The following is a 24,390-nucleotide window of genomic DNA, read 5'->3' as shown; positions in this document are numbered from 1 at the left end:
CGCGGAGCAGCGTGTCCGCCGCGGTGTCCACGCTCACGTCCGCGCCGACTCCAGGGCGGTCCGGACCCGGGCGATGACCTCCTCGTGCGAGGCGCCCTCGGGATAGACCGCCACCAGGACCGCGTCGTCCCCCCGAGCGGGCGACGGCCGGGGGTCGGCCCCGCGCAGCGGAGGAGCGACGGTGGCCACCACGAACGCCAGCGCCTCGTCCAACCGCTCCATCGGCGAGGGACTGCGCGCCCCCGGGTCACGCAGCCACACCCGCAGCACGTGGTTGTGCGCGGCGATGACCGCGGCGGCCAGCACCTCGGCGGCCAGCATCCGCGACTCGTCACCGTGCCCGCCCGCCAGGTGCTGGGTGAACAGCGACTGGTAGCGCGCCGTCATCGCGAGCTCGCGGTCGCGCAGCGCCGGACGCGCCCGGACCAGCCGGTACCGGCGCACCGCCAGGTCGGGCTGACCGGTGTAGGAGCGCAGCACCATGCGCGCCGCGGTGCACACCGCGGCGACCGGGTCCTCGTGCGAGGCCGCCAGCAGGGTGCGCACCGACTCCACGAGTTCCTCGTGGTCGGCGAAGAGCAGGTCGTCCTTGGAACCGAACCGCCGGAACAGGGTGCTGCGGCTCACCCCGGCGGCCACCGCGATGTCGTCCATGGTGGTCGCCTCGAAGCCCCGCTCGTCGAACAGCCGCAGCGCCGCGGCCACGACTCCGCGACCACCCGCGCGCTCGGTCATCAGCTCTCCTCGTCCCCGTCCGTCCCACGATGACGGCTCATTGTCCCGCACATCGGGTCCTCCCTCCACGAATGAGACTCAGTTCCCTTTACTGAGACGTAGTGTCATACTTGGGATGAATGCCAGGCAAGGAGACCCCCATGAGTGACTTCGACCTCTACCGCATGTCCGAGGAGCACGAGGCGCTCCGCGAAGCCATCCGTGCCGTCGCCGAGGACAAGATCGCCCCGCACGCCGCCGACGTCGACGAGACCGGCCGCTTCCCCCAGGAGGCCTACGACGCGCTGCGGGCCAGCGACTTCCACGCCCCCCACGTCGCCGAGGAGTACGGCGGTGCGGGCGCCGACGCACTCGCCACCTGCATCGTCATCGAGGAGGTCGCCCGGGCGTGCGCCTCCTCCTCCCTGATCCCGGCGGTGAACAAGCTCGGCTCGATGCCGCTGATCCTCGCCGGCTCCGAGGACCTCAAGCGGCGCTACCTCACTCCGCTGGCCTCGGGTGAGGCGATGTTCTCCTACGGCCTGTCCGAACGCGAGGCCGGCTCCGACACCGCCAGCATGCGCACCCGCGCGGTCCGCGACGGCGACGACTGGATCCTGAACGGCCAGAAGTCCTGGATCACCAACGCGGGGGTGTCCAGGTACTACACGGTCATGGCCGTCACCGACCCCGACGGCCCCCGCGGCCGCAACGTCAGCGCCTTCGTCGTCCACATCGACGACCCCGGCTTCTCCTTCGGCGAACCGGAGAAGAAGATGGGCATCAAGGGCTCCCCCACCCGCGAACTGGTCTTCGACAACGTCCGCCTTCCCGGCGACCGCCTGGTCGGCGAGGTGGGCGACGGCCTGCGCACCGCGCTGCGCACCCTCGACCACACCCGCGTCACCATCGGCGCCCAGGCCGTGGGCATCGCCCAGGGCGCGCTCGACTACGCGCTCGGCTACGTCAAGGAACGCAAGCAGTTCGGCAGGGCCGTCGCCGACTTCCAGGGCATCCAGTTCATGCTCGCCGACATGGCCATGAAGTTGGAGTCGGCCCGCCAGATGGTCTACGTCGCCGCCGCCAAGTCCGAACGCGGCGACGCCGACCTGTCCTTCTTCGGCGCCGCCGCCAAGTGCCTGGCCTCCGACGTGGCGATGGAGATCACCACCGAGGCCGTGCAACTTCTCGGCGGCTACGGCTACACCCGCGACTACCCGGTGGAACGCATGATGCGCGACGCCAAGATCACCCAGATCTACGAGGGCACCAACCAGATCCAGCGCCTGGTGATGGCGCGGCAGTTGCTGAATTGACATCCTCCCGGGCTTGAGGGCCCGGGATTCCCGCCTGCTTCCCCACGGGCTGTGTGGGCCGCTTCGGGTGGGTTCCTGCTTCACCGCGCCGCGCGGGCACGGGTGCCCGTCTTACCTGCGCTCCACAGGCTGACACCGCCAGTCCGGCGGCCCGGCCGATGTTCACGGCCGCGTTGACGTCCCGGTCGAGGACGGTCCCGCACGCCTGGCACGTCCACTCGCGGACGTGCAGGGGCTTGGGACCGTCCTTGGCGCCGCATGCCGAGCAGACCTGCGAGGTCGGCTCGAAACGGTTGGTCTTCACCAGGGTGCGCCCGTACCGGGCGGCCTTGTAGGCCAGCATGGCCACGAACTGCGCCCATCCGGCGTCGTGCACGGATTTGGCCAGGCGCGTGCGGGCGAGTCCCTTCACGCACAGGTCTTCCACGGCGATCGCTTGGTTGTCGCGGACCAGCCGAGTGGAGAGCTGGTGGTGGAACTCGCGGCGCGCATCAGCCACCCGCACGTGAGCACGGGCAACCCTGGCTCTGGCCTTGTCCCGGTTGGCCGAGCCCTTCTGCTTGCGCGACAGCGCCCGTTGTGCCTTCTTCAGGCGTTTTCGGCCCGACGCAGCAAGCGCGGGGAGTCGATCCCGGTGCCGTCGGAGAGGACGGCGAAGTGCCCCAAGCCGAGATCGATGCCGATCTCGGGCGTGGTGGCGGGGAGGACTTCCTCGGGGCCGGTTGAGACGGCGAAGCTGGCGAAGTACCGGCCCGCGGCGTCCTTGATGACCGTCACGGTGGACGGGGTGGACGGCAGTGTCCGGGACCACTTCACCCGCACGTCACCGACCTTCGGCAGGCGCGGCTTCCCGCCGGTCGTGATCCGCCACGAGGCGTTCGCGGTGAAACGGATCGACTGCCGGTCGTCCTTGCGGGACTTGTACCGGGGAGGCCCCATCCTGGGGCGTTTGCCTTTGAGGCCGTCGAAGAAGTTCCGGTACGCCGTGTCCAGGTCCCGCAGGGACTGCCGGAGCACCAGGACCTCGCCGAGCCAGACCCGTTGCGGGGTCTTCTTCGCGGCTGTGCGACGTTGGGACAGTTCCGCCGAGACGAGGAACGGCAGCCCCGGTCGCGCGGGCCTCCTCGCGGACGCGGAGCGCGTCGCTGAAGACGACCCGCGCGCACCCGGACGCTCTGGCCAACGCCGCGCGCTGACCGGCACTCGGGTACAGGCGGAAGCTGTACCGAAGCCGCACGGCGATTCATTCTGCCATTGGCCCATGTCACCACGGTGGGAACCAGGCCCTGGTATCCGCAGGGGACGGACGGTTGTCCACCCCCTTCATGCCTACTTGGTCCTTGTCGCGGAGTACCGGCGCGGAGTCCTGGACGGCGGGATGCTGAGGCGCTGCGAAGAGGTCATGGGCAAGGTCTGCGAGGACTTCGGGGCGGAGTCGAAGGAGTTCGACGGGGAGGCCGACCACGTTCACCTGCTCGTGCACCACCCGCCGAAGGTCGCGCTCGCCAGCCTGGTCAGCAGCCTCAAGGGCGTCTCGTCCCGCCGTCTGCGCGCGGAGTCCACCGGCCGGATCAACCGGGCGATCATGCACGGCCGGTCCTGGCGCCCTCCCACTTCGCGGGCTCGTGCGGCGGTGCGCCGCTGCAGGTGTCAAGGACTACATCGCGCAGCAGAAGCGGCCGGACTGACTACGGCCGGCCGTGAGCGCGGGTGGACCGTGCGGACCCGTGCCCACGGTCAAGGCACTCTCGCAGGACCAAAGGTAGGCCGCTGCGTCTTCGGGGGCGCCGTGGCCTGCTTCCCGTTGGGGGCGAGAGTCCGGGATGGCGGGGCGCTGTTACGCGGCTGTCCAGTCATCCGTTCACCAGCACCGTGGCCTGCGCCTCTGCCTCTGTCTCCTTCCGTGGTGGCGCCTGGTCCGCCCAGTGGTAGTCCGTCAGCGCATGATGCCCGGTCTCGCCCTGTGCCGCGAAGACGGCTGGTCCCGGTCTCCGGAAAGCAACCCCGGCCGGGCCGGGACGCTGCTTCGCCGCGAGCGCCCCTGTCCGAAAAAGCCTTCCGGACACCCTGCCGGCACGCCATCGGAGGACGCCGCACCGACCACCGTCGGTGCGTCAGTTCCGAGCTTCCGACAGATCCGGTGCAGAACAGGCCGTGGCCTCCCCGGATGCCTGGGGCTGCTGCGGAAACCCGGTGCGGCATCACCCGCATCACCGTCCCGGTCAGAGCCGCCCCCATTCGCCACCCCGACATCTCAGACCGAGGGTGGAGGAGGCCCATCGCACAGCAGCGGTGAGATCGGCGCCCCGTGGGATGCCCGCACCGGCCGCCGCGCCGGCCCGCCCTCCATCACTTCCGCGCACATGCAGCAGCTTCGGGGGCGCACCGGCCTCAGTCACGTTCCCCGTCGCTGCGCTCTTGCCGATCGCCCGGCGAGTCTGGTCCGAAAATTTCCGGAAGAATCCGAAAAAAACTCCGTTCTGATACTGGGAAACTACTCAGAGTCTCCATTAGCGTGGGGGCTCCCCCAGTCCTGGTTCCGGCCTGCGACCGTGACACCCCCTCAGCGGGAGGCCACATGCCCCTTCCCAGTCACCGTGCCCGCGGTGGCGTCTCCGCCAGGCCGGACCGGCACACTCTCCCCCCATCCGGCGCGCACCGGCAGGCACATGCCCCGGTGCCGTCCGGCAGGGGGCCGTTCCCCTCGACTGCGAGCTTTCCTCTGGAGATCTCAATGCGCTTCTACCGATATCGGCCCCGGGTGTGGGCGGCCGCGGCCTTCGTGGCCGTCGCGAGCCTGGTCACCACCACCCTCGCCCCGCAGGCGAGCGCCGTCACGCAGGTCGCGGCCGCCGTTGAGAACAGCGGCGCCGACTGCGTGGTGCCCAGCCCGGGCCAGTCGACCGCCGACTCCATGCTCCCCGACCCCTTCACGAAGCTGGACGGCACACGGGTCTCCACCAAGGACGACTGGCGGTGCCGACGGGCGGAGATCATGGAGCTGGCGGAGACGTACGTCTACGGCCAAAAGCCCGACAAGCCCGACAGTGTCACGGGGACGGTCTCGACGGACCGTATCACCGTGCAGGTGAGCGACCAGGGCAGAAGCTCCAGCTTCTCGGCGACGGTCGACCTGCCGAGCGGTTCCGGCCCCTTCCCGGCCGTCGTGGTCCTGGGAGGGCTCGGAGCCGACACGGACACCATCAAGGCCGCCGGTGCCGCCGTCATCAACTACGACCCCTACACGGTCGGCAACGAGGGCACGTCACGAAGCAACAAGCAGGGCGCGTTCTACGACATCTACGGCTCCTCGAGCAGCACGGGGCTGCTGGTCGCCTGGGCCTGGGGGGTGAGCCGGATCATCGACGTCATCGAGCAGTCGGGCGGCAACATCCTCCGGGCGGACGCGACCGGCGTCACGGGATGCTCGCGGTTCGGAAAGGGCGCCTTCGTGACCGGTGCGTTCGACGAGCGCATCGCGTTGACCATGCCGATCGAGTCGGGCACCGGCGGTGCCCCCATCTTCCGCGGGGTCTCTCGGGAATCAGGCGCCCAGCCTCTGGACAGCGCCTACACGGAGCAACCGTGGCTGGGCGACGCGTTCGGCTCCTACACGGGCAACCCGAGCATGCTGCCGGTGGACACGCACGAGGTCGTGGCCATGATCGCGCCTCGGGGGCTGCTCATCATGGAGAACCCCCACGTCGACTGGCTGGGCGCCCGGTCCGGAAGCGTGGCGGCCCTGGCCGGAGCGGAGGTCTACAAGGCGCTCGGCGCGGAGGACAACATCACCTACTGGTCCGACGTCCAGGACGGCACCCACTGCGCTGCCAGGTCCGAGTGGAGGACCCCCCTGCAGCAGAGCATCCAGGCGTTCCTGCTGGGGACGGGCAGCGCTCCCGGCCAGATCAGGATCTCGCCCAGCAAGTCCGGCAACCTGTCCGAATGGAAGAACTGGCAGACTCCGGTCCTGACCGACGACGGCGGTGACCCGGGCGACCCAGGGGATCCGGGCGACCCGGGGGATCCGGGGGATCCGGGGGATCCGGGGGACCCGGGTGACACCTGCACCGCCAGCTACCGGACGGTCAACAGTTGGTCCGGCGGCTTCCAGGGCGAGGTGTCGGTCCGCAACAACAGCACCAGCGCGCTCAACGGCTGGACCGTCAGCATGACCCTGGCCTCCGGTCAGTCCATCAGCAACCTCTGGAACGGCGAGAACACCGGGACCAGCGGATCCGTCACGGTGCGCAACACCCCCTGGAACGGAACCGTCGCGGCCAACGGCACCGTCACCTTCGGTTTCGTCGCCAGCGGCAACTCCTCCACCGAGCCCGGCAACATCACCTGCACCAGTCCCTGATCCCTCCCACACCCCGACGGTCCCGCCCCGGCACCGCGTCCCCGCCGGGGCGGGACCTCCCCCGCTCGGTGAGCCCGAACGCCACGGCAGGGCCTCCGCCTCGGGGAAGCCGCGCGGCTGTGGAGGGGGTGGGCGCAGCGGAACCGCGGGCCACGGCGTCGGGGAAGGGACAGACGCCGTGGCCCGCGGCTCTTTTTCCGTCCCGGGGCACACCCGATCCGACGCAGCGGCGGGGTGTGCCGGGGCTGTCGGACTCAGGGCAGGTCGACGCAGATGGTCCGGGCGAGGATGTAGTCCCAGTTCTGCCTGGTGGGCGTGTTCTCGGCCGCCGAGACGTACGCACGGTCCCTGATGGGGATGATCGCCTGGAGCGAGACGTTGCCCGGCGCGTTCATGGAGATCGCCCCGCCGGCGCCCAGCACCTGCTGGTAGGGGCAGGACACCACGGCGATCTTCCGGCTCTCCGAGTGCTGCTCGGGCGACGCCGTGCCCTTCACCTCGTAGCCCTGGGGGGTGTCCATGCAGATCGCGTAGACGGCCAGCCTGTGGGGCCCGGGAAGCCGTCGGCGTCCTCGTGCGACTGTGCCCTGGCGATGTCGCCCGTTCCCGAGGCCCGCGCCATCTGCAGCACGACCTCCCCCTGGTAGCTGGGGCTGATGTCGATCCGGGCGCCGGTCCCGACCACCCGTTGCCGGTTCGGGTCGCCGCAGCCGACCGTCTCGCGCTGCACCGCGTCGCTCGTGCTCCCGGTGTACTCGGGGTTGATGTGCCAGCCGGGCACGGAGTCGGCGTCGACGCAGATCGCGTACGCCGTCACCGACCAGTCACCGGAAACCCCGGGCGAGGTCTCCGCCGCGGCCGCGATGTAGCCGTCCCTTCCGCTCCCGTCGATGTCGTCCCTCGGCTCCAGCTGGGTCAGCGCCAGCCGCTCGGGGCGGTCTCGTCCGGACCGTCCTCCACCACCCAGCCGCCGCCACCGACGACCTTCTTACCGGAGGGGCACTTCGCCTCGGCGGTCTTGTAGAACCTCGAGTCGGTCTCCGACGGGGACTGCACCTGCTCCCACCCGGTCACCACCGGGGCCGCGGCGGTCGACTCCGACTGGGCCCGGGCCGGACCGGAGACCCCGACCAGCACTCCCACGCCCATCGCCGCCGCCGTGAGGCAGCGGACCAGGGGAGCTGCGCGCGCTCGTGCCCGAGGCGCGGATCGACTGGCTGGCCCAGGACCCGGTCACCCGCGTCCTGGCCGCCGCCTGGTCAGCGAGTCGTGCGAGCACGACCTGAACGTCTTCGAGGCCGTGCGCCGCATGGACGAGATCCTCGTCGCCAACTCCATGACGTTCCTCGACGTCGTGGAGACCGAACGCTACGACCTGGTCGTCGGTGACGAGTCCTGGGACGTGGACCACTTCCTGCACGAGGACCCCTCGGCCAAGCACGCGCGTTTCGCCCGGCTCACCGACTTCGTCGGCTACGTGCCCATGCCGGAGGGCGGGGAGCGGGAGCGGCTGCTGACCGCCGACCACAACGCCGAGATGCTGGAGCACGTCGAGCGCCATCCCGGCGTCCGGGACCTCTCCGTCTTCGTCGGAGACCCCGACGACGTCGTGGACCTCCCCTTCGGTCCGGGACTGCCGGGAATCCGCGAGTGGACCGAGGCCCACTACCGGTTCGCGGGCCACATCACCGGCTTCGACCCGTCCGAGGTCGGCGACCGGGAGGCCCTGCGGGCGGAGTTCGGCTACGCCCCCGACGAAACCGTCATCATCGCGGCGGTCGGCGGTTCCGGCGTCGGCGCGTCCCTGCTGCGCCGCGTCATCCGAGCCCAGCCGCTCATCGCCGAGAACGTGCCGGACCCGCGCACCGTCGTGGTGACCGGCCCGCGCCTGGACCCGGCCGCCCTGCCCGACGCGTCGGTGGACGAGGTGATCTGCTCGCTGGTGCTGTGCACGGTCACCGACCCGCGGCAGGTTCTGGAAGAGGTCAGGCGCGTCCTGCGCCCCGGAGGACGGTTCCGTTTCGTCGAGCACGTGGCGGCGCCGCCGGGGAGCTTCAGGTCCCGGGTGCAGCAGGCGATCCGGCGGCCCTGGGGGTGGCTGTTCGAAGGCTGCGATCCGCACCGCCACACCGTCGACATCGTGCGGGAGGCCGGATTCGCGACCCTGCGCGTCCGCGAGCGGAAGTTCCGACGATCGCCCTTCTGGCCCGTCAACACGGCCGTGTGGGGTATCGCCACCCGATGACGGGCCGCGGTCCGGCTCCCCTCCCCGCCACCCGCGCGGCACGCTCCTCCCCGTGGTCCTGCTCACCACCGGAGCGATCGGTCCTCCTCCTCGTGCGTCCCTAGAATGGGCGGTCATGGGCACGAGGAGACGGGCGGACTCCGCGGCGCGGGAACGGCGCCCTCCCGTGGTCGTGCGGCCCGCCGTTCCCTTCGCCCCGGACGTCGAGATTCCCTTCGTCATCGCGACGGAGACCGACGTCCCCGACTGCCAGGTGGAGTGGGAGCCGCACACGCACCCCGTGCACGAACTGGTGTGGGTGCGGCGCGGTGTCATGCGGGTCCGTATCGGTCGGCGTCTGTGGGCGCTGCCGAACCTCGTGGGACTGTGGATTCCCGCGGGCACCGTGCACAGCGGCCGCCTGTCCGCCGGCGCGGAGTTCCACGCGAGCTATTTCTCGCCGTCGACCTGCACGTTCCTTCCCGAGGGCCCGGTGAGCGTCCGGATCGTGCCGCTGCTGCACGAACTCCTCGTGTTCCTGGAGGGGACGCGGATCTCCGACGCCGCACGACGCCACGCCGAAGGGCTCGTGTTCGAACTGCTCGAACCCTCCCCCCACGGTTTCGACCTGCCGCTGCCGCTGGATCCGCGCATCGAGCCGATCGTCTCGCACCTCGTGGACCACCCCGACGACCGGCGGTCCCTGGGCGAGTGGGCCGCCCTCACCGGGGTGAGCTCCCGGACGCTCGCCCGCGCCTTCCTCGCGTCGACGGGCCACAGCTTCGGCCAGTGGAGGCAGGCGCTGCGCGTCCACGTGTCGCTGGCCCTGCTGTCGTCGGGGCTGTCGGTCGCCGAGACCGCCGAGGCCGTCGGCTACGACCGGCCCAGTTCGTTCATCGAGGTGTTCCGCCGGGTCACCGGCGTGACCCCCGGGCAGTACCACACCGCCTGACCGGCGGCGCCCGACCGGTCGGCTCTTCCGGGGCGCACCGCCCGCCGGGCCGCCGAGCCCCGGCGTCGTCGCTGGTCAGCGGGGCCAGCGCCCCACGGTGTCCGTTATGCCGTATTCGGTGTCCCGTTTCGCGGATTGCGCCACCGACCCAACCTTCCTAGCATGAAGGTTAGGTAAGCCTGGGCTAACTTCTGTTGGCCCTTGGTGTGCCTCCACTCCCCCCGCAACGACCGCCGAGGAGCGGACACGTATGCCCATGAACCGAGCCGTGCCATGCTGACCGCACACGGCACCGCGCCGACCGTCGAGAGCCTTCCGGCACCGGAGGACCCGCTCCGCGTCGCACGGAAGTCCCTCGCCGTCGCGGTCGGCATCGCCCTCTGCGCGTCCCTCACCGCCCTCAGCCTGTTCGTGGGATCGGGAGACCTGACGTGGAGTCAGTCGTGGGACGCCCTCACCGGGCACAGCGCCTCCCCCGACGGCATCATCGTCCGCGAGTACCGGGTCCCCCGCACCCTCCTGGCGATCGTCGTCGGAGCCGCCCTCGGAGCCGCCGGAGCCGTCATCCAGGCGGTCACCCGCAACCCCCTCGCCGATCCCGGCCTGCTCGGCGTCAACTCCGGCGCGTTCCTCGCCGTCGCCGTCGGCGCGGCGTTCCTGGGGGTCAGCGGTGTCGCCGGTCAGGTCTGGCTGGGCCTCGCCGGCGCGCTGGCCACGGCCGTGGTGGTCCACCTCGTCGGAACGTCCGGACGCCAGGGTAGGAACCCGGTCCACCTGGTCCTCGCCGGGATCGCCATCGGCGCCGTCCTCAACGGCGTCGGCCACGGCGTCACCCTGCTCGCTCCCGAGGTCTTCGACAGGATCCGCTTCTGGCAGGTCGGCTCCCTGCAGGGACGGCAGATCGACGTCCTGTGGGGCGTGCTGCCCTTCGTCGCGGCGGGCCTGGTCATCACCGTCGCGCTCACCAGGTCGCTCAACACCCTCGCCCTGGGCGACGACCTCGCCCGCTCCCTCGGCAGCAGGGTCCTCCTCGTGCGGGGCCTCGGATTCACGGCGATCACCCTGCTGTGCGGAGCGGCGACGGCCGCGGTCGGCCCCGTGTCGTTCCTGGGACTCATGGTGCCGCACGCCGTGCGCGCGGTCGTGGGACCGGACCAGCGGTGGATCGTCCCGCTCAGCCTCGTGGCGGCCCCGGTCGTCTTCCTGGGCGCCGACATCCTCGGCCGGGTCGTCATCGCCGGCGAACTCCCCGTGGGAATCGTGACCGCCTTCGTCGGCTCCCCCGTCCTCGTCTGGCTCGTCCGGCGCACGGAGGTCAAGGCACCGTGACCTCCCCCCGTCTGTGGTCCCGGCGCGTCGTCCTGCTCCGCGCCCCCCGGGCTCCGCTCAGCCTCCGGTTCGACCTCCGCTCCTTCACCGTCGGCCTGGCCTGCCTGGCCACCGCGGTCGCCGTGGGAGCCTGGTCCCTCACCGTGGGGGAGATGGCGCTGCCCCTCCGCGACGTCGCGGCCGCCCTCGTCGGCCGCTCCGACGACGGCGTGGCACGCATCGTCATGGAGTGGCGGATGCCCCGCGTTCTCCTGGCCGCGCTCGGCGGCTGGGCGCTCGCGCTGAGCGGCGCGGTGTTCCAGACCGTCACACGCAACCCGCTCGGCAGCCCCGACGTCATCGGATTCAACACCGGGGCCTACACCGGCGCCCTGCTCGGCATGCTCCTCGTCGGAGGCGGCCACCTCACGACCGTGGCGGGCGCCCTCCTCGGCGGAACACTCACCGGGCTCGCCGTCTACGTGCTGGCCCTGCGCCGCGGCCTCAACGGCTACCGCCTCGTCGTCGTCGGCATCGGGATCAGCTCCCTGCTGGCCTCGGTCAACGGCTACCTCATGATCACCGTGCGCGTGGAGGAGGCGCTCCCGGCCGCCGTGTGGGGCGCCGGTTCGCTGGCCACCGCGACCTGGGCCGACGTCGTCCCGGTGCTCGTCGCCGTAGCCGTGCTCACCCCCGTGCTGATGCTCGTGAACCGCGACACGCAGCTCACGGCGCTCGGCGACGACGCCGCCCGGAGCAGGGGCGTCGACACCGACCGGCTGCGTCCGGTGCTGCTCGCCACCGGTGTCGCCCTCACCGCCGCAGTGACCGCCGTCGCCGGACCCATCGCCTTCGTCGCGCTGGTCGCGCCGCAGCTCGCGGTGCGCCTCACCCGGACACCGGCCCTCCCCCTGCTGCCCACGGCGTTCCTCGGAGCGTCCCTGCTCGTCCTCAGCGACCTCGTGGCGCGCACCGTCATCGCCCCCGCCCAGCTTCCGGTGGGCGTCGTCACGGTCACCGTCGGCGGCGGCTACCTGGCCTGGCTGCTCATCTCACAAGCGAGAAAGTCCTGAACGAATGTCCGAAACCGTCCCGGCGGACAGCGTCCCGCCCCCGCCCGACGGGCGTCTCGACGCGCGTGACCTCACCGTCTCCTACGGCGGCGACGCGATCCTGCACGACCTCTCCGTCACCGTTCCCGCCGGCTCCTTCACTGTCATCGTCGGCCCCAACGCCTGCGGCAAGTCGACGCTGCTGCGCAGCCTCGCCCGCCTGCTGCCCGCCCGCTCCGGCGGAGTCCTCCTCGACGGGGCGGACATCCGCGCCCTGCGCACCAAGGAGCTGGCCCGCAGGGTCGGGCTGCTGCCGCAGAGCTCGACGGCCCCCGAGGCGATCACGGTCGTCGACCTGGTGTCGCGGGGCCGCCACCCCCACCAGGGCGTGTTCCGCCAGTGGTCGGACGACGACGAGCGCGCCGTCCGCGACGCCCTGTCCACCACACGCCTCACCGCGCTCTCGCAGACCCCGGTGGACCAGCTCTCCGGAGGGCAGCGCCAGCGCGTCTGGATCGCGATGGTGCTGGCGCAGCAGACCCCGGTCGTCCTCCTCGACGAGCCCACGACCTTCCTCGACATCGCCCACCAGATCGACGTCCTCGAACTGTGCGCGGCACTCAACGCCGACGGGCGCACCCTCGTCGCCGTACTCCACGACCTCAACCAGGCGGCCCGCTACGCAACGCACCTCATCGCCATGAAGGACGGGAAGATCGTGGCCGAGGGGCCGCCGCGCTCGGTGGTCACGGAGGAACTCGTCTCGCGGGTCTTCGGCGTCGGGGTGCGGATCATCCCGGACCCGGAGACCGGGACACCGCTCGTCGTACCCCTGGCCCGCGGCGCCGTCGCGACCGGCACCGCCAGCCCCTGACCCCCTCCTCCCATCGTGGACAACCCCTCCCAGCACAGAAAGTGGACCATGAGCACACCACACCCGGCGCGGAGAACCCGCACGCTCGCCGTCGGCCTCGCCGCCCTCGCCCTCGCCTCGGCCGGCTGCGCCGCTCCCCAACAGGAGGGCGGTGGCGGCGGCACGCCGCTGCTCGCCTCCGTCGACACCCATTTCGGCACCGTCGACATCCCCGAACCCGATGACGGCGAACTGCGGGTCGTCGCGCTGGGCTGGTCGGACGGCGAGGTCGCCCTCTCCCTGGGGGTCGCACCGGTCGCCATCTTCGACTGGCAGAACTTCGGCGAGGAGAACAAGGGCGTCGGCCCCTGGGCGACCGAGCGGTTCGGCGACGTCGAACCCGAACTCCTGGAGAACGTGGACGGTTCGGTCAACTACGAGCAGATCCAGGCGCTGGACCCCGACGTCATCCTCAACGTGCGCGCCGCCCTCGACGAGAAGACACACGAGCGGCTGAGCGAGATCGCGCCCACGGTCGCCCCGCCGAAGGACACCCCCGACTTCGCCGTCGACTGGCGCACCCACACCAGGGTCGTCGCCGAGGCGCTGGGCAGGACCGCCGAGGGCGAGGAACTGATCGCCGGACTCGACAGCCGGTTCGGGGAGCTGCGGGAGCAGCACCCCGAGTTCGACGGCGTCACGATGGCCTCCGGCTCCAAGTTCGGTGACGCCTACGGCGCCAGCCTGCCGGGGGACAGCCGGTTCGACATCTACGGCGAACTCGGGTTCGTCCTCAACCCCGCCATCGAGGAGCTGCCGAGTCCGAACGGCTTCTACGCGAACATCTCCGTCGAGCAGGTCTCCGCCTTCGACGCCGACGTCGCGGTACTCACCACCATCGGCTACCCGCTGTCGGCGCTCACCGAGGACCCCCTCATTCAGTCGCTGCCGGTCGTGCGGGACGGCCGCGCCCTGCTCGTCGACCCCGAGGGCGACGTCATGCGCGGCGCCACCGCCGGAACCGTGCAGAGTATCGGCATCGCGCTGGACGCCGTGGTCCCCGACCTCGCGGCGGCGGTCGACAAGCTCGACCGGTGACCCCCGGTGGGGACGCGCACCGCGCCCGTGTCCCCACCACGCCCGCGCGCCCGGCAGCCGGGCGCGCGGGTCCCCACCGTCCCGCGACCACCGCAGAGGAGCCCCGCCATCACCCGCGACACCGCATCCGCCCGCCCCCTCCCCCGCCCAGCCCGGCCCGACGCGGCGGCCACCGCAGCCACGGCGTCGGCCCGCAGCGTCACACGGCGCACCCTCGCCCGCCAACGGTCGAGCGTCGTCCGCTCCTCACTCCTGATCATGGGCCACCAGGCGTGCGAGGCCCTCGTCCCCGTGGCGATCGGGGTGTCGGTCGACACCGCGATCGTCCACGGGAGTCCCGGCCTGCTCCTGCTCTGCCTGCTCGGTCTGGTCGCCCTCTTCGGCGTGCTGAACCTGTGCTGGCGCTGGGCGGCGCGCTACGGCTACGGCGCCGCGATCGACGAGGCCCACCTGCTGCGCGCCGAACTCGCCCACCGGCTCATGGACCCCCGGACGCGTCCGGGACGCCCACGGGGGGAACTGCTCTCCATCGCCTCGTCCGACGCCGACCTGGCGGCCAAGTCGGTGAACTACGTCTCCGGACTGTGGGGCGCGGCCGCCGCCCTCGCGGTCAGCTGCGCCGTGCTCCTGTCCGTCGACCTGAGGCTGGGACTGGTGCTCATCGCGACGTCGATCGCCGCCACCCTGTCGCTGAACGCCCTCTCCCCCCTGCTGTCGCGCCGCAGCACCGCCCAGCAGGAGGCGCTCGCCGACGCGTCCGCGCTCGCCACCGACCTCGTCTCCGGGCTGCGCACCCTCCAGGGCATCGGCGCGCAGCACCGCGCCGCCGACCGCTACCGGGAGGTCAGCGGGCGTGCCGCCGACGTCGGCATCCGCGCGGGCGACGCCAGGTCGCTCCAGGTCGGCGCCACGGTCCTGGCCAGCGGACTGGTGCTCGTCGTCTCCGTGGTGGGCGCCGGCGTCCTGGCAGCCGACGGCGCGGTCTCCGTGGGAGGAATGATCGCGGCCGTGGGAGCCGCGCAGTTCATCGCCGAACCCCTGACCAACGTGGGGGCCTACCTGCAACTCCGTGCCGCGGCCCGGGCCGGCGCGGCCCGGGTCGCCGGCGTGCTGGCGGCGCCGTCCCCCGGCGGGCGCACCGACACCCCGCCCCGCTCCGCGGCGGCGGCCAGCGCGGCCCCCGCCGCGCTGGCCTTCCGGGGAATCGCGCCCCGGCGTCCCGACCGGGACCCCACCGGCGACGGCACGGACCGCGGCATCACCCTCACCGTGGCCCCCGGGGAGTTCGTGGGCGTCGTCGCCGACGACCCCACCGTCGACCTGCTCCGCCGCTTCCTCGGCGGCGACCCGCCCCCCGGCTCCCTCGGCACGGTCCTCCTCGGCTCCACCCCCGTCGCCGAACTGGACCACGCCCTGCGACGTTCGCTCATCCACCTGGAACCGCACCGGCCCGACCTCTTCCCCGGAACGATCCGGGACAACCTCACCCTCGGCGCGCCCGGGGACCGCGCCCCGGGCGACGCGCTGGCCGCCGCGGGCGCGGCCGAGTTCGTCGCGGCGCAGCCCCTCGGACTCGACACCCCCCTGCGGGACCGGGGGCTCAGCCTCTCCGGCGGACAGCGCCAGCGGCTCGCCCTCGCGCGGGCACTGCACGCCGATCCGCCCGTACTCGTCCTGCACGAACCGACAACAGCCGTCGACTCGGTCACGGAGGAGACCATCGCGGACGGGTTCGCCGCCCTGCGGCACCGTGGCCGCACGCGGACCTCGATCCTGTTCACGACCAGCCCCACCCTCCTGGCACGCACCCACCGGGTCGTGCTGGTCGACGGCGACCGCGTGACCGCCAGCGGCACCCACCACGACCTGCTGCGCACCAGCGGGCCCTACCGCGAGCGGGTGCTGCGGTGACCCCGCTCCCCCTCGCCGGTCCCGCCGAGATCCGGGCGGCCCTGCGCCGCCATGTCGCGGCGCTCCCCCTCCTGACCGCCGCGGCGCTGGCGTCCTCCCTGCTCGCCGCCGTGGCCGGTCTCGTCGGGCCGTGGATCGTCGGCGTCCTCGTCGACAGCGTCGTCGCGGGCGGCACGGCCGACCGGGTCGTGCTCCTGGGAGCGGTCCTGACGGCGGCGACCGTCCTGGGCGCCGCGCTGACCGCCGTGGGCAACGCGCTCGTCACCCGCCTGGGCCAGCGGGTCCTCGCGCGGATGCGGGAGGACGCGGTCGCGGACGCCCTCGACCTGCCCTCCGAGGTCCTCGAGGAGAGCGGACACGGCGACCTGCTCACCCGTATCGGCGACGACGTCGCCGTGGTCAACCAGGTCGTGGTGTCGCTGCTGGCCCCGTGGCTGAGCGCCGCCCTGACCATCGCGCTCACGGTGGCGGGTCTGGCCTCCCTCGACCCGTGGCTCGCGTTGGCCGGTCTGACCGCCGTACCGGTCTACGTGTTCTCGCTGCGCTGGTACCTGCCCCGGTCCGCGCCGCGCCACAGGGCGGAGCGGGCGGCGTTCGCCGAACGGGCCGAGACCCTCGTGTCCTCGCTCACCGGGATCGCGACCGTGCACGCCTACCGTGTCGAGAGGCGGCAGGCGCAGCGGATCACGGAGGCGTCGGCGCGCGCCCGGGCGGTCTCCCGGGACGTGCTGTGGTTCTTCACCGGGTGGAGCAGGTGGATGAACACCGCCGAACTCACGGGGCTCGGCTGCATCATCGCGACGGGGTTCGTCCTCGTGGCCTCCGGCTCGGGCACCGCGGGGACGGTCACGGCCGCGGCGCTGTACTTCCACCGGCTGTTCAACCCCCTCGGCCTGATCGTGTCGAGTTTCAACGACATCCAGTCGGCCGCGGCCAGCCTGGCCCGCATCGTCGGCGTCGCGCGCTCCCCCGCGGGGCCGCCGGTCCCCGTCGGGGAGGAGGCGCCGCACGGGGCGGGAGCCGCGCGCGGCGACCGGCGCGGCGCGGTGGTGGAGGCCCGCGGGCTCACCCGCCGCTACGGGGAGACCGTCGCCGTACGCGACCTGTCGTTGCGTGTCGACAGCGGCCGGAAGGTCGCCCTCGTCGGCGCGAGCGGGGCCGGCAAGTCGACCCTGGCGGCCCTCCTCGGCGGCCTGCTCCGCCCCACCTCGGGCAGTGCCACCATCGACGGGGTCGACGCGGCGGCGGCGCGGGCGGCCGGTCCGCACGTCGTCGCCCTCGTCCCGCAGGAGGCCCACGTGTTCACCGGCCCCCTCCACGCCGACCTGCGCCTGGCCAAACCGGACGCGACCCGCCGCGAACTCGTGGAGGCGCTCACCCGGGTGGGGGCCATGGGGTGGGTCGACGGCCTCCCCGACGGTCTCGACACCCGTGTCGGCGAGTCGGCGCATCCCCTCACCCGCGCGCAGACGGCCCAGCTCGCACTCGCCCGCGCGGTCCTCGCCGACCCGCTCGTCCTGATCCTCGACGAGGCCACCGCCGAGGCGGGAAGCCGGGACGCCGCGCGTCTGGAGGCGGCCGCGGCGGCCGCCCTCGGGTCGCGCACGGGCATCCTGGTGGCGCACCGGCTCTCCCAGGCGGAGTCCGCCGACCACATCCTGGTGCTCGACCGGGGCGAGATCGTCGAACAGGGCTCCTTCGAGGAGCTCGTCGCGCTCGGCGGACGCTTCGCCCGGATGTGGAAGGCGTGGCGGCACTAGACCTGCCCGGCGAAGACCCGCCGGACCGGAAGCGTCTGTTCGGGCCCCGGACAGACGCGGGTCCGTCTCCTGGTCAGCGGGAGGTGGACGGTCCCTCCGACCGGTACGGCCGGGAGGCGGGAGGGCACGGCGCCGGTGAGGGCGCCGATGAGCAGGGCGGCGACGGTGTCTCGGTCACCCCCACGGGGGGACGGCTGCCCCGCCCGGCGTGTAGTCCGTCCCGGTCGGGGCAGCCGTCCCCCGCAGGACAGTCGAGAGGAGACCGACGTGGCACCGGACATCGACCCCACCCAGACACCGGACTCCGACCGCGGCACCTACTCCGCCTACGACCGGGTCGCCGTCATCACCGGCGCCGACAGCGGGATCGGCAAGGCCACCGCGGTCCTCCTGGCCCGGCAGGGCTTCGACGTCGGGCTGACCTACCACTCGGACGAGGAGGGGGCCCGGGGCACCGCCGAGGAGGTGCGCCAGACCGGGCGCACCGCCGCTGTGCGCCGCCACGACCTGCGCGACCCGGTCCGCGCCGCCGCGGCGATCGAGGAGCTGGCCGACGAACTCGGCGGCATCGGCGTCCTGGTCAACAACGCGGGGACCGGGTCGGGGGCACCGCTGCTGAAGACCGACCACCAGCAGTGGCGCGAGGTGCTGGCCACCGACCTGGACGGTCCCTTCACGTGCTCGCGCGCGGCCGCGCTGCGCATGGCCGAACGCGGCCGGGGCGGCCGGATCATCAACGTCACCAGCGTCCATGAGGACCTGCCGCGTGTGGGCGCGGGCCCCTACTGCGCGGCCAAGGGCGGCCTGAAGATGCTCACCCGGGTGCTGGCCCTGGAACTGAGCGCGCACGGCATCACCGCCAACACGGTGGCCCCCGGCGAGATCGCCACCCCGATGACCGGCCAGCACGACGAGCCGCCGCGGCCCGCCTCCCGCGGGGGCTACCCGCTGGCGCGCCCCGGTGACGCCCACGAGGTCGCCGAGGCGATCGCGTTCCTGGCCGGCCCCGCCTCCTCCTACGTCACCGGCGCCACGCTGCTCGTGGACGGCGGACTGAGCATGATGGGACCGCAGGCCGCGGGCGCCCTGGAGTCGGACGGCTGGCGCGCCGGATGAGCCCTCCGACAGCGGGCGCGCCCCGGGGGGTCACGGCGTGACCGTGACCACGGCCTCGACGGTGTCCGCGGCACTCCCCGCGCGCAGCGCCGTCCAGAACGGCCCCGACGGGCCCGCGCCCTCGGCGACAAGCGCGCGGTGGAGTTCGGTGAACGCGCTGTTGACGCCGGTGTCGGTCTCCTCGACGCCGGTGTCGTCGCCCCCGTGGACGGCCAGCACCCGCCCGACGTAGGGCTGCGGCGGAGCGTCGCGCTGGACCACCTCGACCGGGCTGCCCGGATTCACCAGCGACTCCACCGCGGCGGCGTGGAGTTGGTCCTCGCGCTCGCGCTGTGCCAGTACCGCTTCCCGGCGCTCGCGGAGAACCTCGACCGGGTCCCCCTCCAGTGCCTCGGCGACCTGCCGCAGCGGAAGCCCCGCGTCGCGCAGCACCCGCACCACGGTCCCGGTGCGGACCCGCCCGGGCGCGTGGAACCGGTACCGGGGCACCGCGCCGGTCAGGGCCGGTTCGAGCAGTCCGGTCTCGTCGTGGTGGTGCAGCGCCTTGACCGTCAGCCCGGTCAGGTTCGCGAACTCTCCTATGCCCAGCATGCCCCCAGCATCCGGCCTCCGGTAACCGGAGGGTCAACCGCGCGGCCGCCGCGTCCGCCGGCACCGTGCCACGCGGCCTGCCACCGGAAAAGCCGTGCCGCCCAGCGCGTCCGGGAAGGCCGTCCCGGTAGTGGACCGGCGTCCTCGTACCAGACGCCAACACGCCGGCAGAGGCGCGTCCCCTGCCCCCGCACGGACCGGAGCGCGTCCGAGTGCCGCCGTCCACGCCCCGCGCAACGGTGCGAGGCCGTCCGAGCCTCGACGTCCGCCACCCGGTCCGACCCGCCCGGGAGCGGGCCGGACCGCAGGCGCGGATCTTCCGCGAAAGGGGTCACCGACCACTCTGCGACCTCAACCGCGGTTGAGGTCAAGCGGTCGGCGGCCGTGGACTCCGCCCGGCGGCTCCCCCCGGTTCGCGCACGGCCCGACCGTCGAACGCCGGGACCGGGCGCCCACCATCGAGCGCACCGGTTCGCCGCCGTGGAAGACCATCAGCGTGGGCAGTGACAGCACGCCGTAGGCGGCCGCGGTCTCGGGGGTGGCGTCCACGTCGAGCTGCACCACCTTGATCCGGTCCCTCTCCTGCGCGGCGACCGCGCCCAGCACCGGGGCCATCAGTCGGCACGGGGGGCACCACCCGGCGGTGAATTCCAGCAGCACCGGAAGGTCCGCTGCCAGCACCTGCTCGGCGAAGGTGGCGTCCGTGACCTCTGCCACGTCCACTGTCCTGGTCATTGTCATCCTCTCGGATCGCATCGCGGCTCCGGCCCGCCCGACAGGTGCGCCTCGGCCCGCGCCAGTTGCTCCCGCACCTGGGCGCGCACCGCCTGCAGCCGGTTGACCAGCGCATCGAGTTCGGCGAGCTTGCCCCGGTAGACCTCGAGCGAGTCGGGGCAGCTGTCCCCGGACGGATGCCCCGCCCGTAGGCACTCCACGAAGGGCCGGGGCTCCTCCAGGTCGAAACCGAAGTCCTGGAGCGTGCGGATCTGTTCCACCAGCCGCAGGTCGTCGCCGCCGTACACGCGGTATCCGTTGGCCGTGCGACGGCCGGGCAGAAGTCCGCGCGACTCGTAGTAACGCAGGGTCCGGGTGCTGACCCCCGCCCGTTCCGCGAGTTCACCGATGCGCATGGGGCGACACCAGACCTTGACGTCGGCGTCAGGGCAACGGTCGGGCACCGCCGCAAACCGGCTCCCGCGCCGGCCGGACCTCGATGGGAAGGGTGGTCGCCCGGGCGATCCTGCGTCCCCGTTCGGGGCGCGTCGAGGTCGTGCGCCCGGACGACCCCGGGCCCGCCGACGTGCTCCCCGCCCTCGGCGTGGGGCCGTCGGTCACGAGCGCCTCCTTTCCCTGCCACGCCCCACGGCGGCCATGTCCGGCGCGTGCAGCCCACCGGAGCCCCCCGCCCTCGTCTCGGCGTTGACGGCCTCCAGCACCTCCGGAGGCGGAGCCTCCCCCGTCGGGCTGGTAGATGCTGAGCAGGTAGTGCTTCACGACGGTTCCTCCTCGACGTCCACCGGTCGGCGCCGTGCCGACCTCCCACCCCCTGCACGAGCGTCCCCGGCCCGTATCGACACCACGGCACCGATCCCGCCGCAGAAAGTTCCTCGCGGCCCGAGAGCGCGGACGCATCTCCGGTGAAGCACCCGAAGAATGTCACCGGCTTCCACTACCGTGACCGTGCACCGAAGCGCCGACACGTTGGAGAACCATGGCGACGACCTACGAACTCGGCGAGATCGTGGCGGAGCGGCGACTGGACGCCGTCTCCGATCGCGGGGAGCGCACACCGGTGGTGGTGCGGATCGGCCGACCGCTGCCCGATCCCCACTCCCTGCCCGAGGGGAACGGCGGCGACTGGTGCTGCCCCCACCAGATCCTGGGCCTGGGCGACGACACCGTGCAGGCGTCCTTCGGCGTCGACTCCCTGCAGGCTCTCCTGCTGAGCGTGTACGCCCTGCAGTTGAAACTGACCGAGCGCGCGAACGCGGCATCCGTGCGCCTGGACTGGCTGGGCCTGCCCGACCTGGGTCTGAAGGTCGACCCGCAGGTGCACAGGCTCATGCCGACCGGCGGGAGCGGACCCGACGCCTGACCGTCCGGTGTGGTGCCGCCCACCCGGGAGAACCGGGTGGGCGGCACCACACGGCCTCCTCGCTCAGGCCAGCGCCTCGACCACCACCGAGGCGGTCTCCGCGACAAGCGCGTCGTCGTACTCGGCGTCCTCGGTGTCCCGGCTGGACATCACCGCCAGCAGGACGGGGCCGCCGTTCGGGGGCCACAGCACGGCGATGGCGTTGCGCGTGCCGTAGCCGCCCGCTCCGGTCCTGTCGCCGACCTCCCAGTCCTGGGGGACCCCCGCGCGGATCAGGGTGCCACCGGTGGTGTTGCGCCGCATCATGTCGATCAGGATCTCCTGCCTGTCTCCGGGCAGGGCCCCACCGAGCGCGAACTCCCCGAGGCTGGTGGCCATCGCCCGCGGCGTGCTCGTGTCGCGGGCGTCGCCGGGCACCGCCTCGTTCAGCTCGGTCTCGATCCGGTCCACGTTCGTGACGTCGTCACCGATCTCGCGCAGCACGGCCTCCAACCCCTCGGGGCCGCCGAGCTCGTCGAAGAGCAGGTTGGCCGCCGTGTTGTCGCTGTAGCGCAGCGCGGCGTCGCACACCTCGCGCAACGTCATCCCGGTGTCGACGTGCTGCTCGGTGATCGGGGAGTGGGCCACCAGGTCCTCGGCGGTGTAGGTGACGACCTCCTGCAGTTCCTCGACCGGGTTTCGCCGCAGCACCGCCCCGACGGCCAGGGCCTTGAAGGTGGAGGCGTAGGCGAACCGCTCGTCGGCGTTGTAGGCGACCACCTCGTCGGTGCCGGTGTCCACCGCGTAGACACCGAGCCGGGCGCCGAACTCCTCCTCCAGTCGCGCGAACTCCGCGTCGACCGCCGCTGTCGACGGTGCGGCGTCCTCGGGTGCGGAAGCGGCCGACTCCTCGGCCGCCGCGCAGCCGAGAAGCGGCACGAACGCGAGGACGAGCACGGCCGCGACCCCGGCGCGCCGGGTGGGACGCAGGAACATGGTCACTCTTCCTGTCCGGTGGACTGCTGTGCGCAGGCGGTCCCGACCCCGCGAGGAGCCTCCTCCGCCCGCCGGGCTGACCGTGGACACCACCGGCGGGATGATCCCACGCGGCGGCCCCACAGCCTGATCCGACACCACCGCGACCGAAGATGACCGGTCCTATGCGGAAACGGCATAGCCCTCCCGGAGCACGCCCCGCACACCGCACTCGCCACCGCGTGATACGGCCACCAGCCATCGGCCGACTCCGCAACCGCCCGTGGCCCCGCGTGAACGCGGCCTCGGAGTGTGGGCCCCACCCCTTCCTTACTTCGGCCATCCGCCCGGTGCCCGCACCCGAAGCCTCCGTGGCCTGCCCCGACCTGCCTCTCCGGTGCCCCGGCGGCACCGCCGTCCGCACCACCCGTCCCTCACCGCTCCCGGCCTCGTCGGCGCCGACGGCACGGGCAGGTCCACCCTGCCGCGTCTGGCCGCGCCGCTGTCCAGACCCCCCGACGAGCGGCTGCCGAGCAGCGCCCTCGCCTCCCACCGGGACGCGCTCCCCGCCGCCAGTCGCGACCTGCCGTTCCTCGCGTCGGTGGGCATCACCCGCTGGCCGTACCCCGACGACGGACTCCACGAGACCACCGCCGAGGAGATCCGCGCCCCGCCCGACCCCGACGACCGGACGGGCCCGGCGCCGCGGCGCGTCTCACCAGTCGTGCACCGTCCCGTCCACCAGGCGGTTGGTCGGAAGGTAGGCCCGCTCGTAGGGGAACTCCGCGGCGAGCGCCTCGTCGAGGTGGACGCCCAGGCCCGGTTCCTCCCCCGGCCGCAGGCCCCCGTCGGCGAACTCGAACGTCGGGTTGAAGACCTCCAGGGTCTGCGGGGCGGGCAGCATGTACTCCTGGATACCGAAGTTGTGCACCGCCAACCCCAGGTGCACCGACGCGGCGATCCCCACCGGGGAGACGTCGGTGGGACCGTGCATGCCCGACTTCACCTGGTACATCGCGGCGTAGTCGAGGATCTTGCGCAGCGCGGTGACGCCGCCCGCGTGTGTGACAGGGGAGCGCACGTAGTCGATCAGCTGCTCGCGGATGAGGGCCTGGTAGTCCCAGACGGTGTTGAACACCTCGCCGATGGCCAGGGGGGTCGTGGTGTGCTGCCGGACCAGCCGTAGCGCCTCCTGGTTCTCCGCCGGGGTCACGTCCTCCAACCAGAACAGGTCGTAGGGCTCCAGCGCCTTCCCCAACCGCGCGGCCTGCACGGGGGTGAGCCGGTGGTGCGCGTCGTGCAGCAGCACCAGTTCGGGGCCGAACTCGTGACGCACCGCCTCGAACACCCCCGGCACGTGCCGCAGGTAGGCGCGGGTGTCCCAGCTCTCCTCCGCGGGCCGCGCGGACCGGCGCGCCGGTTCGTAGTCGTAGCGCGCGTCTCCGCCCACCGAGGCGGCCGCGCTGGAGGCCACCCCGTACACCGACTCCAACCCCGGAACCGCCGTCTGCACCCGCACCGCCCGGAACCCCGACTCCAGATGCTGCCGGATGGAGTCGTACAACTCGGGCAGGTCCCGGCCGCTGGCGTGCCCGTACACCAGGCAGTTCTCCCGACTCGCCCCACCCAGCAACTGGTACAGCGGCAGCCCCGCGACCTTGGCCTTGATGTCCCACAGCGCCGTGTCCACCGCGGCGATCGCGGTCATGGTGACCGGTCCGCGCCGCCAGTAGGCGCCCCGGTACAGGTACTGCCAGGTGTCCTCGATGCGGTGGGCGTCCCGCCCGACCAGCAGTGGAGCGACGTGGTCGCGCAGGTAGGCGGCGACCGCGAGCTCCCTGCCGTTGAGGGTGCCGTCGCCGTAGCCGACCACACCGTCTGCGGTCGTGATCCGCAGGGTCACGAAGTTGCGTCCCGGACTGGTCACGATGACGTCGGCACGGTCGATACGCACGCGTTCTCCTCGGGGGGCGACGGTCACGGCATGCCCAGCCTAGACGTGTTCGGCGGATTGGCCGCGGTGCCCCCGCGCCCGCCGACGGCGAGCCGCGCGCCGGAAGAGACACCACTCCTCCGCGCGCCG

At 72.7% G+C, this 24,390-nt stretch carries 22 protein-coding genes and 3 pseudogenes; 13 read left to right on the top strand and 12 right to left on the bottom strand.

Translation table 11 applies throughout. The features are described 5' to 3' along the window. Positions 1-33 precede the first annotated feature (33 nt). Positions 34-735, bottom strand: a complete 702-nt coding sequence (locus NI17_RS06175) for a TetR/AcrR family transcriptional regulator (RefSeq protein ID WP_068692493.1) — start codon at positions 733-735, stop codon at positions 34-36. A gap of 140 nt (positions 736-875) precedes the next feature. On the opposite strand from NI17_RS06175, the gene NI17_RS06170 reads away from it, so the two are divergent. Continuing rightward, positions 876-2,030, top strand: coding sequence for an acyl-CoA dehydrogenase family protein (locus tag NI17_RS06170; protein WP_068692492.1), 1,155 nt, complete (start codon positions 876-878; stop codon positions 2,028-2,030). On the opposite strand, the pseudogene NI17_RS06165 reads toward NI17_RS06170, so the two are convergent. The 3 genes and pseudogenes from NI17_RS06165 to NI17_RS24380 form a co-directional block, all read right to left on the bottom strand. Beyond that, positions 1,963-2,577 (bottom strand): annotated as a pseudogene (locus NI17_RS06165) (RNA-guided endonuclease InsQ/TnpB family protein); the annotation flags it as partial. The gene NI17_RS06170 and the pseudogene NI17_RS06165 overlap by 68 nt on opposite strands. Positions 2,578-2,618: 41 nt before the next feature. Continuing rightward, positions 2,619-3,047, bottom strand: coding sequence for an RNA-guided endonuclease InsQ/TnpB family protein (locus NI17_RS06160; protein WP_243597724.1), 429 nt, complete (start codon positions 3,045-3,047; stop codon positions 2,619-2,621). 103 nt (positions 3,048-3,150) lie between these two features. Beyond that, positions 3,151-3,267 (bottom strand): annotated as a pseudogene (locus NI17_RS24380) (helix-turn-helix domain-containing protein); the annotation flags it as partial. Positions 3,268-3,291: 24 nt separating this feature from the next. Between NI17_RS24380 and tnpA the strand changes: the two are divergent. Next, positions 3,292-3,718 (top strand): annotated as a pseudogene (gene tnpA, locus NI17_RS06150) (IS200/IS605 family transposase). A 1,046-nt stretch (positions 3,719-4,764) separates the two neighbouring features. Next, positions 4,765-6,393, top strand: coding sequence for a cellulose-binding domain-containing protein (locus NI17_RS06145; protein ID WP_068692491.1), 1,629 nt, complete (start codon positions 4,765-4,767; stop codon positions 6,391-6,393). 254 nt (positions 6,394-6,647) lie between these two features. On the opposite strand, the gene NI17_RS06140 is transcribed toward NI17_RS06145, so the two are convergent. From NI17_RS06140 to NI17_RS06130, 3 genes are all read right to left on the bottom strand, one after another. Continuing rightward, positions 6,648-6,914 carry a hypothetical protein gene (locus tag NI17_RS06140; protein WP_119267716.1) on the bottom strand — a complete coding sequence of 89 codons (267 nt, stop codon included), beginning with the start codon at positions 6,912-6,914 and terminating at the stop codon, positions 6,648-6,650. After that, a complete protein-coding gene (locus tag NI17_RS06135) occupies positions 6,887-7,210 on the bottom strand; it encodes a hypothetical protein (protein WP_068692489.1) in 324 nt (107 codons plus the stop codon). Before NI17_RS06135 ends, NI17_RS06140 begins: the two co-directional genes overlap by 28 nt. Before the next feature lie 98 nt (positions 7,211-7,308). Next, positions 7,309-7,542 (bottom strand): hypothetical protein, encoded by a 234-nt coding sequence (locus NI17_RS06130; RefSeq protein ID WP_068692488.1) that lies wholly within the window; start codon positions 7,540-7,542, stop codon positions 7,309-7,311. A 160-nt stretch (positions 7,543-7,702) separates the two neighbouring features. Between NI17_RS06130 and NI17_RS06125 the strand changes: the two genes are divergently transcribed. The 9 genes from NI17_RS06125 (at position 7,703) to NI17_RS06085 (ending at position 18,667) form a co-directional block, all read left to right on the top strand. Continuing rightward, positions 7,703-8,638, top strand: coding sequence for a class I SAM-dependent methyltransferase (locus NI17_RS06125; RefSeq protein WP_068692487.1), 936 nt, complete (start codon positions 7,703-7,705; stop codon positions 8,636-8,638). 115 nt (positions 8,639-8,753) lie between these two features. Beyond that, a complete protein-coding gene (locus NI17_RS06120) occupies positions 8,754-9,569 on the top strand; it encodes an AraC family transcriptional regulator (protein ID WP_068692486.1) in 816 nt (271 codons plus the stop codon). A gap of 273 nt (positions 9,570-9,842) precedes the next feature. Then, positions 9,843-10,898 carry an iron chelate uptake ABC transporter family permease subunit gene (locus NI17_RS06115; RefSeq protein WP_068692485.1) on the top strand — a complete coding sequence of 352 codons (1,056 nt, stop codon included), beginning with the start codon at positions 9,843-9,845 and terminating at the stop codon, positions 10,896-10,898. Then, the gene (locus NI17_RS06110) at positions 10,895-11,950 is read left to right on the top strand and encodes a FecCD family ABC transporter permease (RefSeq protein WP_068692484.1); all 1,056 of its coding nucleotides are present in this window, start codon (positions 10,895-10,897) and stop codon (positions 11,948-11,950) included. Before NI17_RS06115 ends, NI17_RS06110 begins: the two co-directional genes overlap by 4 nt. 4 nt (positions 11,951-11,954) lie before the next feature. Beyond that, positions 11,955-12,803 carry an ABC transporter ATP-binding protein gene (locus tag NI17_RS06105; RefSeq protein WP_068692483.1) on the top strand — a complete coding sequence of 283 codons (849 nt, stop codon included), beginning with the start codon at positions 11,955-11,957 and terminating at the stop codon, positions 12,801-12,803. Positions 12,804-12,851: 48 nt separating this feature from the next. Beyond that, positions 12,852-13,880 carry an iron-siderophore ABC transporter substrate-binding protein gene (locus NI17_RS06100; RefSeq protein ID WP_068692482.1) on the top strand — a complete coding sequence of 343 codons (1,029 nt, stop codon included), beginning with the start codon at positions 12,852-12,854 and terminating at the stop codon, positions 13,878-13,880. Between the two features lie 27 nt (positions 13,881-13,907). Further along, on the top strand, positions 13,908-15,791 hold the full coding sequence (locus NI17_RS06095) for an ABC transporter transmembrane domain-containing protein (protein WP_243597640.1): 1,884 nt from the start codon (positions 13,908-13,910) through the stop codon (positions 15,789-15,791). Continuing rightward, positions 15,788-17,551 (top strand): ABC transporter ATP-binding protein, encoded by a 1,764-nt coding sequence (locus tag NI17_RS06090; RefSeq protein WP_243597639.1) that lies wholly within the window; start codon positions 15,788-15,790, stop codon positions 17,549-17,551. Before NI17_RS06095 ends, NI17_RS06090 begins: the two co-directional genes overlap by 4 nt. 267 nt (positions 17,552-17,818) lie before the next feature. Further along, positions 17,819-18,667 (top strand): SDR family oxidoreductase, encoded by an 849-nt coding sequence (locus NI17_RS06085; protein WP_234402004.1) that lies wholly within the window; start codon positions 17,819-17,821, stop codon positions 18,665-18,667. A gap of 30 nt (positions 18,668-18,697) precedes the next feature. Here the strand turns inward: NI17_RS06085 and NI17_RS06080 are convergent, their stop codons facing one another. The 3 genes from NI17_RS06080 to NI17_RS06070 form a co-directional block, all read right to left on the bottom strand. Next, positions 18,698-19,258 (bottom strand): MerR family transcriptional regulator, encoded by a 561-nt coding sequence (locus NI17_RS06080; RefSeq protein WP_068692478.1) that lies wholly within the window; start codon positions 19,256-19,258, stop codon positions 18,698-18,700. A gap of 351 nt (positions 19,259-19,609) precedes the next feature. Then, a complete protein-coding gene (locus NI17_RS06075) occupies positions 19,610-19,993 on the bottom strand; it encodes a thioredoxin family protein (protein ID WP_084012684.1) in 384 nt (127 codons plus the stop codon). Between the two features lie 2 nt (positions 19,994-19,995). Further along, positions 19,996-20,388: a MerR family transcriptional regulator gene (locus NI17_RS06070; RefSeq protein ID WP_068692476.1), complete on the bottom strand. Its 393-nt coding sequence runs from the start codon at positions 20,386-20,388 to the stop codon at positions 19,996-19,998. 581 nt (positions 20,389-20,969) lie between these two features. On the opposite strand from NI17_RS06070, the gene NI17_RS06065 reads away from it, so the two are divergent. Beyond that, complete coding sequence (locus tag NI17_RS06065; RefSeq protein WP_068692475.1) at positions 20,970-21,353, top strand: DUF6968 family protein; 384 nt, start codon at positions 20,970-20,972, stop codon at positions 21,351-21,353. A gap of 63 nt (positions 21,354-21,416) precedes the next feature. On the opposite strand, the gene bla is transcribed toward NI17_RS06065, so the two are convergent. Beyond that, the gene (gene bla / locus NI17_RS06060) at positions 21,417-22,328 is read right to left on the bottom strand and encodes a class A beta-lactamase (protein WP_068692474.1); all 912 of its coding nucleotides are present in this window, start codon (positions 22,326-22,328) and stop codon (positions 21,417-21,419) included. Between the two features lie 694 nt (positions 22,329-23,022). After that, positions 23,023-24,261, bottom strand: coding sequence for a D-mannonate dehydratase ManD (manD, locus tag NI17_RS06055; protein ID WP_068692473.1), 1,239 nt, complete (start codon positions 24,259-24,261; stop codon positions 23,023-23,025). Positions 24,262-24,390: the final 129 nt, after the last annotated feature.

Source organism: Thermobifida halotolerans (assembly GCF_003574835.2).
Classification (GTDB): Bacteria; Actinomycetota; Actinomycetes; order Streptosporangiales; family Streptosporangiaceae; genus Thermobifida; species Thermobifida halotolerans.
This window is presented reverse-complemented; position numbering and strand designations above follow the sequence as displayed.

Coding starts and splice junctions, on each gene's coding strand:
- NI17_RS06175 (WP_068692493.1), bottom strand. CDS start 735: ATGACCGAGCGCGCGGGTGGTCGCGGAGTCGTGGCCGCGGCGCTGCGG.
- NI17_RS06170 (WP_068692492.1), top strand. CDS start 876: ATGAGTGACTTCGACCTCTACCGCATGTCCGAGGAGCACGAGGCGCTC.
- NI17_RS06065 (WP_068692475.1), top strand. CDS start 20,970: ATGGCGACGACCTACGAACTCGGCGAGATCGTGGCGGAGCGGCGACTG.
- NI17_RS06140 (WP_119267716.1), bottom strand. CDS start 6,914: ATGGACACCCCCCAGGGCTACGAGGTGAAGGGCACGGCGTCGCCCGAG.
- bla (WP_068692474.1), bottom strand. CDS start 22,328: ATGTTCCTGCGTCCCACCCGGCGCGCCGGGGTCGCGGCCGTGCTCGTC.
- NI17_RS06080 (WP_068692478.1), bottom strand. CDS start 19,258: ATGCTGGGCATAGGAGAGTTCGCGAACCTGACCGGGCTGACGGTCAAG.
- NI17_RS06105 (WP_068692483.1), top strand. CDS start 11,955: ATGTCCGAAACCGTCCCGGCGGACAGCGTCCCGCCCCCGCCCGACGGG.
- NI17_RS06120 (WP_068692486.1), top strand. CDS start 8,754: ATGGGCACGAGGAGACGGGCGGACTCCGCGGCGCGGGAACGGCGCCCT.
- NI17_RS06100 (WP_068692482.1), top strand. CDS start 12,852: ATGAGCACACCACACCCGGCGCGGAGAACCCGCACGCTCGCCGTCGGC.
- NI17_RS06070 (WP_068692476.1), bottom strand. CDS start 20,388: ATGCGCATCGGTGAACTCGCGGAACGGGCGGGGGTCAGCACCCGGACC.
- NI17_RS06115 (WP_068692485.1), top strand. CDS start 9,843: ATGCTGACCGCACACGGCACCGCGCCGACCGTCGAGAGCCTTCCGGCA.
- NI17_RS06130 (WP_068692488.1), bottom strand. CDS start 7,542: ATGGGCGTGGGAGTGCTGGTCGGGGTCTCCGGTCCGGCCCGGGCCCAG.
- NI17_RS06145 (WP_068692491.1), top strand. CDS start 4,765: ATGCGCTTCTACCGATATCGGCCCCGGGTGTGGGCGGCCGCGGCCTTC.
- NI17_RS06125 (WP_068692487.1), top strand. CDS start 7,703: ATGGACGAGATCCTCGTCGCCAACTCCATGACGTTCCTCGACGTCGTG.
- NI17_RS06075 (WP_084012684.1), bottom strand. CDS start 19,993: ATGACCAGGACAGTGGACGTGGCAGAGGTCACGGACGCCACCTTCGCC.